This window comes from Pseudomonas sp. J380, assembly GCF_009827115.1.
GTDB lineage: Bacteria > Pseudomonadota > Gammaproteobacteria > Pseudomonadales > Pseudomonadaceae > Aquipseudomonas > Aquipseudomonas paracarnis.
In genome coordinates this window covers 1,860,489-1,876,044 of sequence record NZ_CP043060.1, presented here as the reverse complement: position 1 = coordinate 1,876,044, position 15,556 = coordinate 1,860,489, and the positions used below count along the sequence as shown (strand labels likewise).

Genomic DNA, 15,556 nt, shown 5'->3' with positions numbered 1-15,556 from the left:
CTCTCTCTCAATAGGTCGCTGCCTGTCAGGCTACTTCACACAGTGCGCTGGGGTCGATGGAAAGTGCCAGGCGCTGGCCGTCCGGGTGCAGGTCGTCGGCCGAACGATTGAGCACGTCCACCACCAGCTCGACGCCACGGGCTTCGATGCGGTAGCGAATTACGTTACCCAGCAGGCTGTGGCTACGCACCAACGCATCGAGCTCGCCACTGCGGCTCAACTCGATGGCTTCGGGGCGAATCGCGATGCGCCCGCTGATCGGTCGCTGCAGCAGTTGGCTGGCCTTGTCGGCATCGAGCAGGTTGTAGTTGCCGATAAACCCAGCAGCGAACACATCCACCGGCGCGGTATAGAGGGTTTCGGCATCACCGCTCTGCACGATCTTGCCCTGGTTCATCAAGAAGATGCGGTCGGACATGGTCAGGGCTTCTTCCTGGTCATGGGTCACGAAGATCGTGGTCAACCCCAGTTCGCGCTGGATCTGGCGGATCTGTTCGCGCAAATGCTTGCGAATCCGTGCATCCAATGCCGACAGCGGTTCATCCAGCAGCAGCAGGCGCGGGCGGGTCACCAGTGAGCGGGCGAGGGCGACGCGCTGGCACTGGCCACCGGACATTTGGTGCGGATAGCGGCCGGCCAGGTCCTTGAGCTCCACCAGTTGCAGCACCTCTTGCACGCGCTTGTGGCTGTCGTCGGCATTGACCTTTTGCATGCGCAGGCCGAAGGCAACGTTCTGTTCCACAGTCATGTTGGGGAACAACGCGTAGCTCTGGAACACCATGCCGATCTGGCGTTTCTGTGGGCTCAGGGGCACGATGTCCTGGCCATCCAGGAGGATTTGGCCACTGTCCACCGGCGTAAGCCCGGCGATGCAGCGCAGCAAAGTGGATTTGCCGCAACCGGACGGGCCGAGCAGGGTGACGAACTCGCCTTTGGCGACCTCGCAATTGATATCGCTGAACACCGGGGTGCCGGCGTAGCCTTTTTGCAGGTGTTGGACGCTGACGAAGCTCATTGGCTTTTGTCCTTGTTCAAGAGAGTGGCGGCCCAGGTCAGTACCAGCACGAAGAAGAAATAGGAGATCACCACGGCACTGGTGAAATGGCCACTGCTGTTGCGCATGTTGTTGAGGTACACCTGCAGGGTTTCGTAGCGGGTGCCGACGAGGATGTTGGCGAACACGAACTCGCCAAACAGGAACGAGAACGACAACAGCAGCGCCACCATCAGGCCCTTGCGCAGGTTGGGCAGCACCACCAGGATCGCGGCCTGCCAGGTGCTGGCGCCGAGCAGTTGCGAAGCGTCCATCAGGTCGCGCAGGTTGATGGCTTGCAGGTTGTTGGTGATCGCTCGGTACATGAACGGCAGCGCGACGGTGAAGTAGCAGCCGATCAAAATCCACGGCGTGCCCACCATCGCCAGCGGCCCGGAACCGTACAGTTGCAGCAAGCCTACCGAGGACACCACCGGCGGCACCGCAAAGGGCAGCAGGATCAGGATGTTCATCAGCGCGTCGAGCTTGGGAAAGTGGTAATGCACCACGAACAGCAGCGGCAAGATCAACACCACCGAGAGGATAAGTGCGCCCACGCATACCAGCAACGATTGCCCGAAGGCCATCAGAAAGCGCGGGTCGCTCCACAGCTGTACATACCATTTCACGCTGAAGCCGGCGGGCAGGATGGTTGCCGACCAACTGCTGGAAATCGAGTAGACAAAAGTGCCCACCAGCGGCAGCACCAGGATCAGGAACAACAGGTACACCACCACCCGATGGTAGAGGGAGGCCGTACCGGCTTCAGCGCGAGACATGGTAGCTCCTCTTGAGCAGCAGTTGATGCACCACCGTGACCACGGTCATCAGCGCCACCAGCACCACGGCCAGGGCGCTGGCCATGTTCGGGTCCAGCGACACATCGCCGGAGACCAGGCCGGCAATGCGAATTGGCAGCACGTTGAAGTTGCCGGTAGTAAGCGCATAGACCGTGGCGTAGGCGCCCAGGGCATTGGCCAGCAGGATCACAAAGGTGCCGAGCAGGGCCGGGGTGAGCACCGGCAGGCCGATATGGCGCCAGAACTGCCAGCCATTCGCACCTAGCAGGGCGGCCGATTCACGCCAGTCTTCGCGCAATGCGTCAAAGGCCGGGTAGAGCAACAGTACGCCGAGGGGAATCTGGAAGTAGGTATAGAGGATGATCAAGCCGGTTTTCGAGTACAGGTTGAAGTCCTCGATGATCCCGGCCTGCTTGAGCATGAGGGTGATGCTGCCGTTGAACCCCAGCAGGATGATGAACGCGAAGGCCAGCGGGACTCCGGCGAAGTTGCTGGTCATGTTGGCGAACGCGGTGACGAAGTTGCGCAGCGGCGAATCCACCCGGCGCAGCGAGTAGCTGCCCAGAGTGGCGATGATGATGCCGAAGATGCTGGAGTAGAAACTGATCTCCAGGCTGAACTGGATGGCCTGCCGGTAGAACTTCGAGGTGAAGATGCGGGTGAAGTTTTCCAGGCTCCAGCCGGCCTCTTCGGTTTGCAGGCTGCTGATCAGCACCCACACCAGCGGTGCGATCTCGAACACGATAAAGAACAGTGCGAAGGGCAGCAGGCATAGCAGGGCCAGCCATTTACCGCGGGTCAATGCATTCACTTGAGCAACTCCCGGCACACAGGTTTGTCGTGGGGCACGCCGAGCAGTTCGCAGACGGTGCCGCACAGGTCGGTCTGTTTCGGCGCAGCGTCGCTGTCTAGGCTGAAGGCGTCACCGATGACAAACAGTGGCACTTCCCGTTCTTCGCGCAACAGGCCGTTGTGGGAGCGGTCGTTGTTCATGCCGTGGTCGGCGGTGACCAGTACCTGGTAGCCGCCATCGAGCCAGCCTTGCAGGTAGTCGGCCAGGATAATGTCAGCCGAGCGTGCGCTGTTGCGGTATTGCGAGGTGTCGAGGCCATGCTTGTGGCCGGCGTCGTCGATGTTCATCGGGTGCACCAGCAAAAAGTTTGGCGCGTGCTTGAGCCGCAGGCTTTCGGCGTCGGCGAACAGGTGGGAATCGGGGTAGTGGTCATTCCAGTAGAAATGCCCGTGCTGGATCGCCAGCGCCTTGTCGTCGGTGTGACGATCGCGGGCGGCGAGAAAGGGCGTGCGGTTATACAACTCGCTGACCCAGTGGTAAGCCGCCGCCGCGGTGCTCAAGCCGGCGTCGGTGGCGTAATGGAAAATGCTGCGCTGGGTGGACAGGCGCGAGACGTTGTTGTGCACGACACCGCTTTGGATCGGCGGCACGCCGGTGAGGATGCATTCATACAACGGGCGGGACAGGGCAGGCAGTTCACATTCCAGTGTGTAGAGGGCTGCGCGTCCTGCGCCGACGTAGGCCTGCAAGTGCCCCATGGCGTGCCGGGCAACCTCGAAGTTGAGGCCGTCGAGCACCACAAGGATGACAGTGTGCTTCATGGGGGCTGGGGCTCCGCAACAGAGGGTATGGCTCAGTATCAACTTGGGATGGGATCAAATGTGGGAGCTGGCTTGTTGTGGCGAGCAACTTTGCTTGCGCTGGGGTGCGGAGCACCCCCAAAAAGCCGGCTCCAGCTACGCTGTCGAGCGGGAGCAAGCTCCCTCGCCACAGCAAGCCAGCTCCCACACTGACCGCCTTTGGATCAGAGAGACCGATTACTTCATTTCTACGATGACTTGCTCGTTCCACATCTGTGGCAGCTTCTTGGACGTCGCTTCCCACGCATCGGCATCCTTGATCGGCTGCGGGTTGGCCTTGGTGTACTGCTCGCCCGGGATCAGGTTTTTGGCAACATCTGCCGGCAGTTTCAAGTCGGTTTCAGCCCGGATCGGACGCGCATTGCCGCGTGCCAGGTTGAGCTGGCCGGCATCGCTGAAGATGTATTCGCGGGTGAGCTTGGCGGCGTTCGGGTGCTTGGCGTATTTGTTGATGATGGTGGTGTAGCCGGATTTCACCGAGCCATCCGAGGGGATCAGCACCACGTAGTCATCCGGGTTGGCCATCTTGGCCTTGTAGCTCAGGCCGTTGAAGTCCCAGACGAGGCCCACTTCGACTTCGCCTTTTTCCATGGTGGCGATGGTCGGGTTGGACAGCGAGAGCCGACCTTGCTGGGCGATCTTGGTGAAAAATTGCAGGCCCGGCGCGATGTTTTTCTCGTCACCCTTGTTGGCGATGGCCGCGGCGAGGACCGCGTTGGAGGCTTGGGCGGCGGTGCTCACGTCACCCACCGAGACCTTGTATTTACCGGTTTGCAGGTCAGCCCAGGTGGTGGGCACTTCGGAGCCGTGCAGCAGCTTCTTGTTGACGATAAAGGCAATGGTGCCGGTGTAGGCCAGGGCCCAGTGACCGTCCTTGTCTTTCGCCCAATCCGGCACCTGCGCCCAGGTGGACGGTTTGTACGGCTGGGTGACTTCCTGTTTCACCGCGATCGGGCCGAAGGCTGCGCCCACGTCACCGATATCGGCGCTGGCGTTGTCTTTTTCGGCTTTGAACTTGGCGATTTCCTGGGCCGAGCTCATGTCGGTGTCGATGTGCTTGAGGCCGTAGGTCTTGGCCAGGTCTTCCCAGGTGCCTTTCCAGTTGGCCCAGTCATCGGGCATGCCGACGCTGTTGACGGCGCCTTCCGCTTTGGCGGCGGCTTCCAAGGTTTTTAGATCGGTATCAGCAGCCATGGCGGCGGTGCACATGGCAATGGTCGAGCCTAACAGTGATGCCAGGAAAAGCTGTTTCATCCGAAGCTCCTTTGGGCGTTTTCAACGCGGCGTTTTATCTGAACGTTAGCGGTGGTTTGGTCTAGGTCAGCAATACCTGAGCCAATCTAGGCCCCCTGGATGACAGTTTCATGTCGATGTCGTTTTTGAAGCGCTGATGTCGCTCAGCTCCGACTTAGCGTAGACCATGTCCAAGTGCCCGCAGGCTCTGGACTTGGCCGATGTATTGCAGGGGGTGGTAGAGGCAGTCGACAGCCTTTGTCATCTGTCGGTCATGTGGAGTGCCTAGGCTGGCACACAGCAGCAGAAGCCCAGATAGAGCGCGTTTTGTGCACCTGAACGGTGCTGGTCTAGTCCAGATAGGTAACGTTGATGCGTGATGAGGCAATCAAGGCGGTAACCTCCATCGGCCTGGCGCTGCAAGAGCAGATCGACCATGGCCTGTTGCCGCCTGCCAGCAAACTGCCCGCCGAACGCAAGCTCAGCGAGTTGTTTGGTACCACTCGGATTACCGTGCGGGAAGCCTTGTTACAGCTTGAGGCCCAAGGGCAGATTTACCGCGAAGAGCGTCGGGGCTGGTTCGTCTCGCCGCCACGGCTGGCCTATAACCTGATGCAGCGCAGCCATTTTCACGCGATGGTCAGCGACCAGGGGCGTGAGGCTTCCACGCAGGTCATCTCAGCACGCTTGCAACCGGCGTCGGCGGCGGTGTGCGCGTGGTTGCAGTTGCCGGCGTTGTCGAGCGTGATCCAGATTTGCCGGGGGCGCAGGATTGACGGGCGCCTGGTGTTGTATGTGGAGCACTATCTGAACCCGCAGTATTTTCCGGGAATCCTGGCGTGTGATTTGAATCAGTCGATGACTGAGCTGTATGCCAGCAAATATGACTTGCGCTACGGGCGGGTGCGCTTCGAGATTGTGCCGACCTCACTGCCGGTGGAAGCGGCCGCTGCGCTGCGGGTCTCGGTAGGCAGCCCGGGCTTGCGCATCGCCCGGGTCAATTACGACCAGCATCAACGCCTGATCGACTGTGACCTGGAGTTCTGGCGGCATGATGCGATTCATGTGGGTGTGGATGTGGTGTAGCGGCTGGTGCACCGCGAACCCATGTGGGAGCTGGCTTGCCTGCGATGGTATCGACTCGGTGCGCCTGATAAACCGAGGCGTCCGCATCGCAGGCAAGCCAGCTCCCACAATGAACCGAGTTTATCTCTGACGGATCGGTGGCTTGCCTAGGGTGTGAGTGCCTTGATCACTTGGTCCACATTGGTTTCCAACTCCGTCACCGGGTCGGCGCCGTCCACATTCAATACCAACAGTCTGGAGCCGCCGGCAGTGATGGCGGTTTTGACTGCATCGCTGGGTTGACGGTGATGCAGCACCACGGCCACATCGTTGTCCTTCAACGTGCTGCTGAGTTTTTGCAGCGCCTCGGGCGTCCACTCGGCATCGGGCCGTGCATCGGTGCCGAGCACTTCCAGGTTCAGGCTGCTGACCAGGTACGCGAAGTGATCACTCAAGCTGAGCACACTCAGGTTGTCGGCCTTGGCCAAGCGCGCCTCGCTGTCGGCGGTGAGCTTGAGTAAACGCTGTTTGAGCGCGGCCAGGTTAGCGTCGATCCTGGGTTTGGCAGCCGGCGCCAGGCGGCTCAGGTCGGCGGCCATCACGTCGGCCATGCGCCCCATATTGTTGCTCGATTGCCAGGGTTGGCTGTTCAAGCCATCGGTGACACCCGGTTGTACTGCGATACCCGGCAAGCCGCCGTCCACCGGGCGTGCGGCATCGACTTCGACGATGCGGATATTGCTGCGCCGCGCCACGGGGTACAGCGGGTCATCGGCCCACAGTGAGCGCAGGCCGATGGCCGCGTCGGCGTCCAGCGCCAACTTGTTCAGTGCCGCAGCACCGCGGCCGGTGAAGTAGGACACTTGCCGCGAACCCGGCAGATTGGCCGGCGCGGCGCGTTCAAGCGCTACGTTGGTGCCTTTGAGCAGCGCCTCGGCCAAGCCGTAGGTAATCGGCAGCGAGGCCAGCACCTTGACCGGCTGCTTGGTCTTGGTCAGGGCTGCGTGACCGAGGCCCTGGTTGACTTTGAAGTCCTTGGCGTCGAAACCGTCGACGGCCAGCGCCGACGTACTCAGCAAGCAAGCGATGGTCAGGGCCAGTGGGCGAAAGACAGGGCGCATTATCCAAGATTCCCTTTGAGGCTGGGCACAACGCCACGGGCGATGGCGGCGAAGGCGAAGGCGATACCGGCAACCAGAATGATGGCGGCGCCGGATGGGATGGGCAGGTCGAAGATGATCGGCAGCAGGATGCCGCACAGGGTGCTGACGGTAGCGATCAACACCGAGATCCAGAAAAACCCTTTGAGTGACTGGCTCAACAGGCGCGCCGCAGCGGCAGGAATCACCAGCAAGGCGCCGACCAGGATTGCGCCGATGACCTTGACCGCGGCAACGGTGATCAGGGTCACCAGGATCACGAACAGGTAGTCCAGGCTTTTCACCGCCACCCCGCGCACTGCCGCCAATTGCGGGTTGAAACTGGCCAGCATGATGCGGTTGTACAACGGCAATGCCAGGGCCATCACCAGCGAGCCGACAATGGCCAGTACCAGCAGATCGTTGCCGTTGACCGTCAGCACCGAGCCAAACAGCACGTTCTCGAGAATGTGCACGTTGATCTTGCCGGCCAGGATCAGCAGCAGGCTTGCCCCCAGTGCCAGGGACACGGACAGGAACACGCCGATCAAGGTATCGGGCGCCAGGCCGGTGCGGTTACGCAGGTAATTGAGCAGGATGCCGAACAGCAGGCAGTAGCCAAACAGGCTGCCATAAGGCCCGGTATAGGGTTCTCCCAGCAGGATGCCCACGGCCACGCCGGTCAGCGCGGCATGGCCGACCGCTTCGGAGAAAAACGCAAAGCGCTTGACCACCACCAGCGTGCCCAGGCCGCCGAGTACCGGGCCGATCAGCAAGCCGGCGAGCAGGGCGTTGACCACAAACCCGTAGGCCAGGGCTTCGGGCAGGTAACCGGAGGAGGCCCAGCCCTGGACCATCAAGCGAAAGGCTTCATAATTCATGGCGCCGGGCTCCGAGGGTGGGTGGAGAACAGAGTGAGCAGGCGGTCCGGGGTCAGCGCCTCTTTCGGTGTGGCGTCGAACAGCACGCGGCGGTTCAGACCGGTGACACGGTCGGCCAGGCGGCCAACGGCCTCCAGGTCGTGCTCGATCCACAGCACCGTAATCCCTGCCAGGCGCCAGTCGTTCAATAGCCGTTCGAACACCTGGATACCCGCCTCGTCGAGGGCCGACATCGGCTCATCCAGCACCAGCAACTGCGGCCCCGGAATCAGCCCCTGGGCCAGCAGTACGCGCTGGCGCTCACCGCCGGACAACGCGCCCATGCGGCGCTTGCGCTTGTCTTGCATGCCGACGCGCTCAAGGGCATCGCCAATCGCTGCTGCGTAATGCCTGGACAGGCCCAGAAACGCCGGGCGACGCTGGCACATGGCAGCCATGAAATCGTCCACAGTCATCGGCAAGCCCCGGTCAAATTCCAGCGCCTGGGGCACGTAACCGATGGTGCCGGGTGTGGTTGGCCATTCCAGGCTCAAACGCCCCTGGTGCGGCGTCTGCCCCAGCAGGGTCTTGATCAGCGAGCTTTTGCCGCCGCCGTTGGGGCCGACCAGCGCATGGATGCTGCCCGGTTGTACCTGGAAACTCACGCCATCAAGGATCACGGTGCGCCCCAGGGTCAGCGAGACCTGGTCGAAGTTCAGGGTGGGGCCGACGCTGACGGGGTTCAGTTGCTGTGCGGCGGTCATGCTCCCGACTCCTGAATCGCCCGTACCACGGTGTTGAGGTTGCCGGTCATCTCCACTTCGTACTTCTCGGCGCTGTATTCGCCGTAGGAAATATGCGACAGCGGGTACAGCTTGACCCCGGATTCACGCTGGATGGTATCGACGTAGGTGGACGGGAAATCCATCTCCGAGAAGATCACTTTCACATCCAGGGCACGCAGTTCATCGATGGTCTTTTTCAGTTGGCTGGGGCTTGGCTCGATACCGTGGGCCGGCTCGACCACGGCGGTGACCTCCAGGCCAAACTCGCGCAACAGGTAGTCGTAGGCCGCGTGTACGGTGGCGACGCGCAGGTCCGGGTTGGGCGCGCTGGTCAGCTTGGCCAGGGCGTCGGCGCGCATCTGGCGCAGGCGCTTGCCGTAGGCGCGGGCGTTCTGGGTGTAGGTTTTGGCGTTGTCCGGGTCGAGCTTGCCCAACTCACGGGCAATGTTATTGACCTGGGCAATCGACGCGCTGATCGACAGGAAGGTGTGCGGGTTGACCACCTTGCCCGCACCGCGTGCCGCGTTACCTGTAGCGGCGAGCAGCGGCACGTTGGCGTTGGCTTCGATCACCGGGATGTCCGGGCGCTCGCTGGTGGCGATCATGCGGTCGGCGAAGTCGTCATGGCCGACGCCGTTGAGCACGATCACATCCAGGGTGCCGATGCGCTTGATGTCTTCGGCGCGCGGCTCGTAGGCATGGGGGTTGAAGCCGGCGGGAATCAGCGGCACCACTTCGGCCTTGTCGCCCACGATATTGGCCACGTAGCTGTAATAGGGGTGCAAGGTAATGCCGATACGCAGGCGCTTGGCCGCCTCGGCATTGGCAAGGGGGGCGAGCATCAGGCTGAACAGGCCAACCAGCAACAGGCGCAACAGGGGCGATGACATGGACATGGGCAATCGGTCTTCTCGTTCAGTGACGGTGCTGGCGGGTAACGCCGGCATCGAATTGCGCGACCACCTGCTGCCAGCCGGCCGCGATCAGCGCCTGGTCAGTGAGGTCGGATGGAGCGGCAAGGTTGGCGCTGCGGTTGAGCCAGATATCCGGCTCACTGCCTTGCACGCGCATCAGCAGCGAACCGCTGGTGGCCGGCGCCTGGCTCAAGCCCAGGTAGGCAGCCGGTGCCAGCAACTGCCAGCGGTGGCCGCCTCGGCTTACTGAGCTAGCGTCCTGGGCAAAGGGGGCGAAGCCTTCTTCGGCCAGTTGTTCAGGCGTCGGCAGGGCGCTGTGTTCCTGCTGCAACAGGTGGATTTCATCCAGAGTCACCCGCAGGTCGGCGTAGATGCCTTGCTCGGCCGCGCTCAGGTCGCGGCGGGCGTCCAACTGATGGCTTGGCACCGCCGCGACTTCCTGGGTTTCCCCATGCAGCGCCACGACCGTGCCCGCCACCGCGAGGATGATCAGACACAACAGCAACACATAAAGGGTTTCGTGGCCCGCGCCGGCGGGGCGTACAACCTGTGTGATACTCATTGCGACGGGATATCCGCTTGGTCGATTTCCACCACGTGGCCGGGGCCGGCATCGAAGAGCACGTAGAACTCGGCGGCGGGCTTCTTGAAAGTCAGGGTCGAATCCTCGCCGAGCTTGCCCGGCACCAGGATGGTTTCGTCGTAGCCGATCACATCCAGGGTAACGCCGGGGGCGCCACTGCCGTCGGAGAAGCCGCCTTTGCACTGGATCTGCTCGCCGGGGATTTCCTTGCATTCGCACATCGGGTTGTGGGCAAAGGCGGCGGTGCTCAGGCCGGCGCACAGCAACAGCGCGGCGCGGGTGAAGCGCTTGAACGTCATGGTTTGACTCCTTGCTTGTTCAGCCAGGCAATGGTGGCAGGCGAGGCCTGGCTCAGCGGGATGGAACCCTGGTGCATGCTGCCGTCCCACCCTTCCATGGTCACCCATATTTCGGCGTCCGCCGGGGTGCGTTCGGGGATCGGCAGGGCGGCGCCCATACGGTACGGCGTGCCGAAGAAGATCACTCCGGCGGCGCGCAGGCTGCGGGGTTTGCCGATACGCAGGTAAGTGGCCTTGACCTGCTCGGCACAGGTATCGCACAGGGCAGCGTTGAAGAACTTCATCGGGCCAGCCGGGTTCGGGCTCGGGCCTTCGTTGCGAAACTCAGCCAGCGTCAGGCTCCAGGGGCCGACTTGCACTTGCCCGGCCACGCGCTCGCCGATGCCGGTATCCCCGCGAAACAACGCGGCGTCGGCAAAGTATTTGGGCATGAACCCCAGCGGCACCAGCAACAGCAGGATGTTGATATGGAAACGCCATTTCAGCCAAAAGGCGCGCAGCGGGGACGGGGGTACGGTTGCGACCTTGCTCATCGCTGAGCCTCCGAGGTGTCGGCGTGCATGGCCGGGATGGGCACGTGCTGACGTTGCGTCTTGGCCTCGCGCTTGAGGGCGTTGAGGGTGGCCAGGGCGGTGCGCTTGGTCCAGATCAGCAAGCCGCTCAATACCATCATGCTCAGCACCAGGCCGAAGAATGCCCAGATCAGCTTGATCCACAAACCGCCAAAGTCCCCGGTGTGCAGTGGGCGCATCGACTCGGTGACGAATTCCAGCGGGGTACGGTCGGACAACAGGTTGGAGACCGCGATTTCACCGTCATAGGGGTTCAGCTGTGCGGTCTGGAACATCAACGGGTACCAGCCACGCCCGCCGATCTGCAGGTGGCTGTAGGCGTTGCTTGGCATGAACACAAAGCTGGCGTCCAGGCCGGGGATTCGCTCGGCGGCGATGTCGATCGCCTTGTCGATAGGGATCATCGGTGCCGGCACGCCCGGCGCCGACAGCGGCACCTTATCCCGTGCGATCACTGGCACGATGGGTTCACTGGAAATGGATATCTGGTTGTCGCCCAGGACAGCCTCGATCAGGAACCAGGTGCCAGTGATTGAAATGACCGCGATAAACCAGATCGACCAGATGCCGCTCAGGCGGTGAAAGTCGCCCCAGAAGATTCGCGCGCCATGGCGGATGCGCAGGGTAGGACGAAGGAAGCCTTTCCAGAAGCGCTTGTACACCACCAGGCCGGTGACCAACGAGGCGAGCAGCGGCAAGCCCAGCGCGGACACCAGGTACCAGCCCCAACTGTACCCATTGGTGAACGGTACCAGCCACCAGCCATGCAGGGCGCGGGTGAATTGCTGGAAGTTGAACGAGGGGCTGATGCCCTGGATCGCGCCGGTGTAGGGGTTGGCATACACCTCCACGGAGCGCCCATCCGGGTAGCTGAGGCCGACGCTTAGCGCGAAGTGCGACTCATCCGGGCGGATAATGGACTGGACGATAGCCTTGGGTTCATCGCGCTTGATGGCCGCGATCACCTGGTCAAAGCTCAACGGCTGGGCTTCATCCGACGGCTTGCTGGCGCGGATATCCGGGTTGGCCAGCCACACGATTTCCTGGCTCACCACGGCCAGGGTGCCGGTGACGCAGACGATCAGCACAAAGAACCAGATGGGCAACGCCAGCCAGCTATGAACGAGAAACCAGAGTTTGGAGCGTGACTTCTTCGACATATGAATGAGGGTCTTGATCGGAGGGGGCGATGGAGGCCCGGAAAAGGCCAGTCGTAGCTTTTGCTGACGCGACAGGCTGTATCTAAGTTAAGACGGATGAGAATGAGAAATCCCTAAGGCGTATATGAAAGAAAATGTTTCAGGATTGCATTCAGGGTTATGGCGTAACCCTGTGGGAGCTGGCTTGCCTGCGATGACATCGACTCGATCCAACGGATGCACCGAGTCGTCTCATTGCAGGCAAACCAGCTCCTACATGGGAGGTGCATTGCGCTGCAACTATCAGCCTTGCTTGAACAACTCCATGGCGCGCTGGCGGATCTGCTCCTCGGTGAGGTCTTCCTTGTGTGTGGCCAGGAACCAGAGATGACCGAACGGATCTTTCACGCTCGCAGAGCGGTCGCCATAAAACTGATCCTTCGGCTCGGACACCACGGTGGCGCCGGCATCAACCGCTCGTTGAAATTGTGCATCCACATCTTCCACATACAGATGCAGACCAATGCTGGTGTGCTCATCCGGATTGCGCAGGGCCATTTGATCGCAGGGCGTACCGAGCATCAGCGATGAATCACCAATCCGCAGTTCGGCATGACCCACCCTGCCGTCGGGCATGTCCAGGCGCATGACTTGCGTGGCGCCAAAGGCTTTTTTGTAGAACTCGATGGCCTCGCCCGCTTTGTCGATGCCCATATAAGGTGTGAGGCTGTGATAACCGTCGGGAATAGCTTTAACGTTCATGACATTCTCCCTGAGTCGAGGTATGAACATTTCACTATAGGCCACGTAATGCGTGGCCTGCGGGCAACCGACGAGGTGCTTTTATCAAGGCGGTGTGGTGGGCTCCAGCAGTTGGGCGCCCGGCCCATACTCAGCGAGCTTATCGTCCTGATTGCGCAACGGGCACGCCTCCATCGATAAGCACCCGCAACCGATGCAGCCATTGAGCTTGTCGCGCAGCAGCACCAGTTTGTTGATGCGCTCATCCAGATCTTCACGCCACAACGCCGATAGGCGCTCCCAGTCGTGAACATTGGGTGCGCGTTCATCGGGCAAGGTGCGTAATGCCTCGCCAATGGTAGCCAGCGGAATGCCCAGGCGCTGGGCGATCTTGATCACCACTACGCGCCGCAATACATCCCGTGGATAACGCCGCTGGTTACCTGCATTGCGATTGCTCTTGATCAGCCCTTTTGCCTCGTAGAAGTGCAGGGCAGTAACCGCTACGCCGCTGCGAGCAGCGAGCTGCCCGACGCTGAGTTCCTTATTGAGCATGAACATCTCCCAAACAGTGCTTGACCTCGACTTAACTAGAGGTTTTACCCTGCGTGGCATCGAATCGCAAGATTCTGCCTACAACGAGAGGGGAGTGTTCATGCAGGTATCGGAGAAGTGTCGCGGCTTCACTCAATTGATCGAGTTTCAGATCAACCCCCAGCAGCAAGATGCCCTGGTGGCGGCCTTGTCCACTCAAAGCGAACGACTGGCCGAGGGCCACGATGGTTTTCTGAGTGCCAGCGTGCAGGTCAGCGAGGACGGCCGGCGGGTGCTCAATTACTTGCAATGGCAATCGCGCGCAGATGGCGAGGCGGCGTTCAAGTTCTTCGAGCAGCGCGGCGAAGATTTCTGGACGCTGATTCGCGCCCACCAGGCAACGGCGGTGACCTTCGGTTCGTTCCAGGTGCTGCAAAGCTTCGAGCGCAGCCATGACAACGCGCTGCACTGTCGCCTAAATGGATAAATGCAGCATCCGCCCGCCCTGCACGTTTTCGCCAGGTCGACGTTTGTTCACCGCCAGCTCGCCGAGCTTGATCAAGCGTGAGCGCGTGACGTTGCGGCTCAGGCCCAGCAGGTTGGCGGTATGCACCTGGTTGTAATGGCTGAAGCGGTAGGCCGCACGTAAGAGTGCGTCTTCGACCTTTTCATGCAGGGCGCCGGTATGTTCCTCGAACAGCGTTTGAAACGCCCGCGCCAGCAAGGCTTCGGCGCTGTTATCAATGTGGCGCGGGTTGTCGTCCTGGCGCTCGATACGCATGTTCGACAGGCGCAAATCGTCGCGCCCTATCACGCCCTTGTGACAGATCAGTAGGGTGTGATGGATGACGTTTTCCAATTCGCGGATGTTGCCTGGCCAGCTGTAGCTCTTGAGCTTGTGCTCGGCCTCACGGCTGATGGTGATCGGGCCGTAGCCCAGGCGCCGACTGTAGACTTCGATAAAGTGCCAGGTCAGCGGCAGGATATCGCCAGGGCGCTCGCGCAGTGGGCTGAGTTCCAGGCCGACCACGCCGAGACGGTAGTAGAGGTCTTCGCGGAAATGCCCGGCGTTGATGGCCTTTTCCAGTTGTACGTTGGTCGCGGCGAGCACGCGCACATCAATCGCAATGCTTTTGCGCGAGCCCAGGCGTACGACTTCACGCTCCTGCAACACCCGCAACAGTTTGACCTGGATCGCTATTGGCAGATCGCCGATCTCATCGAGGAACAAGGTACCGCCGTCAGCCTCTTCGAACCAGCCGGCCTTGGCGCTCAGGGCACCGGTAAAGGCACCTTTGTCATGGCCGAACAGCTCGGCTTCCACCAGGGATTCGGAGAATGCCCCGCAGTTCACCGCCACGAATGGCCGGTTGCGCCGCGCGCTGAGGTTGTGGATATGGCGCGCCACCAGCTCTTTGCCGGTACCGGTTTCGCCGATGATTAACACGCTTGCGTCGCTGGGCGCTACTTGCTGGATGTGGTTGAGCAAGGCCTGGGATTTAGGGTCTTCAAAGACCTGAGCGGTGGCGCGGATCGAGGTCGCGAGTGCGGAGGAGGGCGGTAGGGTCAACAACTGCATGGGCACCTCGTTGAAGGGCTGTCGCCAGGGCAACGGTTGCGTAGCGAACAGTCGGGCTACGTGACGCCATTTATAGAGGGTTGAATTTATTCCGTAAACGAATGCATTTAAATATTTATAGATCGAAAATGAATATGTAGGTAGCGCTATCGAACCTGCTGTAACGGTTGATAGCGACTATCACGGGCGTTGATTTTTCATGGCAGGGGGGCGGGAGTAGCCTGTGCTCATTGACTCGAAACCTCCCCAGCAGGACCGCCGCCATGAACCGTCTACTCGCTATTTCGTTACTGTCTGTCATCTCTGTTCTCGCCGGGTGCGCGACTCACCCATCGCCTGAGATGCGCCCTTACACGGCAGAAGAAACCAAACAGTTGGCGTTGGAAGCGTTGAGTCGTCGCGGGTTGTCATTTGATGAATACCAACAGCAGCGTGCTGCCCTGACTGGCCAGCCACGGAAAACCTTTGGCTTTGATCAGCAGGCTGAAATGAACGCACAGCGCGCTGCACAGCGCAGCGGCCGTGCGAGTTGAGAGCCGGGTGACGACAGGTACGTCTTCCGGTTTGACGAGCTGATATCTGTCGGCTAGAACTTAGCCTTAGCAACGCATCACGGCTGCATGATGC

The 15,556-nt window shown here is 61.1% G+C and carries 19 protein-coding genes; 3 read left to right on the top strand and 16 right to left on the bottom strand.

Annotated elements, in window-relative coordinates; translation table 11 throughout:
• Window positions 1-25 precede the first annotated feature (25 nt).
• From FXO12_RS08270 to FXO12_RS08250, 5 genes are all read right to left on the bottom strand, one after another.
• Window positions 26-1,015 carry an ABC transporter ATP-binding protein gene (locus FXO12_RS08270; RefSeq protein ID WP_034127242.1) on the bottom strand — a complete coding sequence of 330 codons (990 nt, stop codon included), beginning with the start codon at window positions 1,013-1,015 and terminating at the stop codon, window positions 26-28.
• Window positions 1,012-1,812 carry an ABC transporter permease gene (locus FXO12_RS08265; RefSeq protein ID WP_032892564.1) on the bottom strand — a complete coding sequence of 267 codons (801 nt, stop codon included), beginning with the start codon at window positions 1,810-1,812 and terminating at the stop codon, window positions 1,012-1,014. The genes FXO12_RS08270 and FXO12_RS08265 overlap by 4 nt, the downstream gene beginning before the upstream one ends.
• A complete protein-coding gene (locus FXO12_RS08260; protein ID WP_003190145.1) occupies window positions 1,799-2,644 on the bottom strand; it encodes an ABC transporter permease subunit in 846 nt (281 codons plus the stop codon). The genes FXO12_RS08265 and FXO12_RS08260 overlap by 14 nt, the downstream gene beginning before the upstream one ends.
• Window positions 2,641-3,447, bottom strand: coding sequence for an alkaline phosphatase family protein (locus FXO12_RS08255; RefSeq protein WP_057978114.1), 807 nt, complete (start codon window positions 3,445-3,447; stop codon window positions 2,641-2,643). The genes FXO12_RS08260 and FXO12_RS08255 overlap by 4 nt, the downstream gene beginning before the upstream one ends.
• A gap of 216 nt (window positions 3,448-3,663) precedes the next feature.
• Entirely contained in the window at window positions 3,664-4,740 is a 1,077-nt protein-coding gene (locus FXO12_RS08250) for an ABC transporter substrate-binding protein (RefSeq protein WP_003190150.1), read from the bottom strand.
• 351 nt (window positions 4,741-5,091) lie between these two features.
• Here FXO12_RS08250 and FXO12_RS08245 point away from each other — a divergent pair, with 351 nt between their 5' ends.
• A complete protein-coding gene (locus tag FXO12_RS08245) occupies window positions 5,092-5,805 on the top strand; it encodes a UTRA domain-containing protein (protein WP_054897875.1) in 714 nt (237 codons plus the stop codon).
• Between the two features lie 146 nt (window positions 5,806-5,951).
• On the opposite strand, the gene FXO12_RS08240 is transcribed toward FXO12_RS08245, so the two are convergent.
• The 10 genes from FXO12_RS08240 to soxR form a co-directional block, all read right to left on the bottom strand.
• The gene (locus tag FXO12_RS08240; RefSeq protein WP_057978112.1) at window positions 5,952-6,905 is read right to left on the bottom strand and encodes a metal ABC transporter solute-binding protein, Zn/Mn family; all 954 of its coding nucleotides are present in this window, start codon (window positions 6,903-6,905) and stop codon (window positions 5,952-5,954) included.
• A complete protein-coding gene (locus tag FXO12_RS08235) occupies window positions 6,905-7,804 on the bottom strand; it encodes a metal ABC transporter permease (protein ID WP_054897877.1) in 900 nt (299 codons plus the stop codon). The genes FXO12_RS08240 and FXO12_RS08235 overlap by 1 nt, the downstream gene beginning before the upstream one ends.
• A complete protein-coding gene (locus FXO12_RS08230; protein WP_054921674.1) occupies window positions 7,801-8,547 on the bottom strand; it encodes a metal ABC transporter ATP-binding protein in 747 nt (248 codons plus the stop codon). The genes FXO12_RS08235 and FXO12_RS08230 overlap by 4 nt, the downstream gene beginning before the upstream one ends.
• Window positions 8,544-9,464, bottom strand: a complete 921-nt coding sequence (locus FXO12_RS08225) for a metal ABC transporter substrate-binding protein (protein WP_054897879.1) — start codon at window positions 9,462-9,464, stop codon at window positions 8,544-8,546. Before FXO12_RS08225 ends, FXO12_RS08230 begins: the two co-directional genes overlap by 4 nt.
• Window positions 9,465-9,483: 19 nt before the next feature.
• Window positions 9,484-10,044: a DUF6162 family protein gene (locus FXO12_RS08220; RefSeq protein ID WP_057978110.1), complete on the bottom strand. Its 561-nt coding sequence runs from the start codon at window positions 10,042-10,044 to the stop codon at window positions 9,484-9,486.
• The gene (locus FXO12_RS08215) at window positions 10,041-10,364 is read right to left on the bottom strand and encodes a hypothetical protein (RefSeq protein WP_034127248.1); all 324 of its coding nucleotides are present in this window, start codon (window positions 10,362-10,364) and stop codon (window positions 10,041-10,043) included. Before FXO12_RS08215 ends, FXO12_RS08220 begins: the two co-directional genes overlap by 4 nt.
• Window positions 10,361-10,897, bottom strand: a complete 537-nt coding sequence (locus FXO12_RS08210) for a hypothetical protein (protein WP_019817260.1) — start codon at window positions 10,895-10,897, stop codon at window positions 10,361-10,363. The genes FXO12_RS08215 and FXO12_RS08210 overlap by 4 nt, the downstream gene beginning before the upstream one ends.
• Window positions 10,894-12,096, bottom strand: coding sequence for a PepSY domain-containing protein (locus FXO12_RS08205; RefSeq protein WP_034127249.1), 1,203 nt, complete (start codon window positions 12,094-12,096; stop codon window positions 10,894-10,896). The genes FXO12_RS08210 and FXO12_RS08205 overlap by 4 nt, the downstream gene beginning before the upstream one ends.
• Window positions 12,097-12,378: 282 nt before the next feature.
• A complete protein-coding gene (locus FXO12_RS08200) occupies window positions 12,379-12,837 on the bottom strand; it encodes a VOC family protein (RefSeq protein WP_054897881.1) in 459 nt (152 codons plus the stop codon).
• A gap of 84 nt (window positions 12,838-12,921) precedes the next feature.
• The gene (gene soxR / locus FXO12_RS08195) at window positions 12,922-13,371 is read right to left on the bottom strand and encodes a redox-sensitive transcriptional activator SoxR (RefSeq protein WP_034127251.1); all 450 of its coding nucleotides are present in this window, start codon (window positions 13,369-13,371) and stop codon (window positions 12,922-12,924) included.
• A 100-nt stretch (window positions 13,372-13,471) separates the two neighbouring features.
• Here soxR and FXO12_RS08190 point away from each other — a divergent pair, with 100 nt between their 5' ends.
• Entirely contained in the window at window positions 13,472-13,837 is a 366-nt protein-coding gene (locus FXO12_RS08190; RefSeq protein ID WP_034127271.1) for an antibiotic biosynthesis monooxygenase, read from the top strand.
• Here the strand turns inward: FXO12_RS08190 and FXO12_RS08185 are convergent.
• Window positions 13,826-14,929: a sigma-54-dependent Fis family transcriptional regulator gene (locus tag FXO12_RS08185; RefSeq protein ID WP_057978108.1), complete on the bottom strand. Its 1,104-nt coding sequence runs from the start codon at window positions 14,927-14,929 to the stop codon at window positions 13,826-13,828. The two genes, FXO12_RS08190 and FXO12_RS08185, sit on opposite strands and share 12 nt — an antisense overlap.
• Before the next feature lie 263 nt (window positions 14,930-15,192).
• On the opposite strand from FXO12_RS08185, the gene FXO12_RS08180 reads away from it, so the two are divergent.
• Complete coding sequence (locus FXO12_RS08180; protein ID WP_057978106.1) at window positions 15,193-15,462, top strand: hypothetical protein; 270 nt, start codon at window positions 15,193-15,195, stop codon at window positions 15,460-15,462.
• Window positions 15,463-15,556 lie beyond the last annotated feature (94 nt).

Excerpts from the sequence above, each read along its gene's own strand:
- FXO12_RS08185 (WP_057978108.1), bottom strand. The coding sequence starts at position 14,929 with ATGCAGTTGTTGACCCTACCGCCCTCCTCCGCACTCGCGACCTCGATC.
- FXO12_RS08235 (WP_054897877.1), bottom strand. The coding sequence starts at position 7,804 with ATGAATTATGAAGCCTTTCGCTTGATGGTCCAGGGCTGGGCCTCCTCC.
- FXO12_RS08250 (WP_003190150.1), bottom strand. The coding sequence starts at position 4,740 with ATGAAACAGCTTTTCCTGGCATCACTGTTAGGCTCGACCATTGCCATG.
- FXO12_RS08205 (WP_034127249.1), bottom strand. The coding sequence starts at position 12,096 with ATGTCGAAGAAGTCACGCTCCAAACTCTGGTTTCTCGTTCATAGCTGG.
- FXO12_RS08225 (WP_054897879.1), bottom strand. The coding sequence starts at position 9,464 with ATGTCCATGTCATCGCCCCTGTTGCGCCTGTTGCTGGTTGGCCTGTTC.
- FXO12_RS08215 (WP_034127248.1), bottom strand. The coding sequence starts at position 10,364 with ATGACGTTCAAGCGCTTCACCCGCGCCGCGCTGTTGCTGTGCGCCGGC.
- FXO12_RS08240 (WP_057978112.1), bottom strand. The coding sequence starts at position 6,905 with ATGCGCCCTGTCTTTCGCCCACTGGCCCTGACCATCGCTTGCTTGCTG.
- FXO12_RS08270 (WP_034127242.1), bottom strand. The coding sequence starts at position 1,015 with ATGAGCTTCGTCAGCGTCCAACACCTGCAAAAAGGCTACGCCGGCACC.
- FXO12_RS08230 (WP_054921674.1), bottom strand. The coding sequence starts at position 8,547 with ATGACCGCCGCACAGCAACTGAACCCCGTCAGCGTCGGCCCCACCCTG.
- FXO12_RS08180 (WP_057978106.1), top strand. The coding sequence starts at position 15,193 with ATGAACCGTCTACTCGCTATTTCGTTACTGTCTGTCATCTCTGTTCTC.
- FXO12_RS08245 (WP_054897875.1), top strand. The coding sequence starts at position 5,092 with ATGCGTGATGAGGCAATCAAGGCGGTAACCTCCATCGGCCTGGCGCTG.
- FXO12_RS08190 (WP_034127271.1), top strand. The coding sequence starts at position 13,472 with ATGCAGGTATCGGAGAAGTGTCGCGGCTTCACTCAATTGATCGAGTTT.
- FXO12_RS08220 (WP_057978110.1), bottom strand. The coding sequence starts at position 10,044 with ATGAGTATCACACAGGTTGTACGCCCCGCCGGCGCGGGCCACGAAACC.
- FXO12_RS08255 (WP_057978114.1), bottom strand. The coding sequence starts at position 3,447 with ATGAAGCACACTGTCATCCTTGTGGTGCTCGACGGCCTCAACTTCGAG.
- soxR (WP_034127251.1), bottom strand. The coding sequence starts at position 13,371 with ATGCTCAATAAGGAACTCAGCGTCGGGCAGCTCGCTGCTCGCAGCGGC.
- FXO12_RS08210 (WP_019817260.1), bottom strand. The coding sequence starts at position 10,897 with ATGAGCAAGGTCGCAACCGTACCCCCGTCCCCGCTGCGCGCCTTTTGG.
- FXO12_RS08265 (WP_032892564.1), bottom strand. The coding sequence starts at position 1,812 with ATGTCTCGCGCTGAAGCCGGTACGGCCTCCCTCTACCATCGGGTGGTG.
- FXO12_RS08200 (WP_054897881.1), bottom strand. The coding sequence starts at position 12,837 with ATGAACGTTAAAGCTATTCCCGACGGTTATCACAGCCTCACACCTTAT.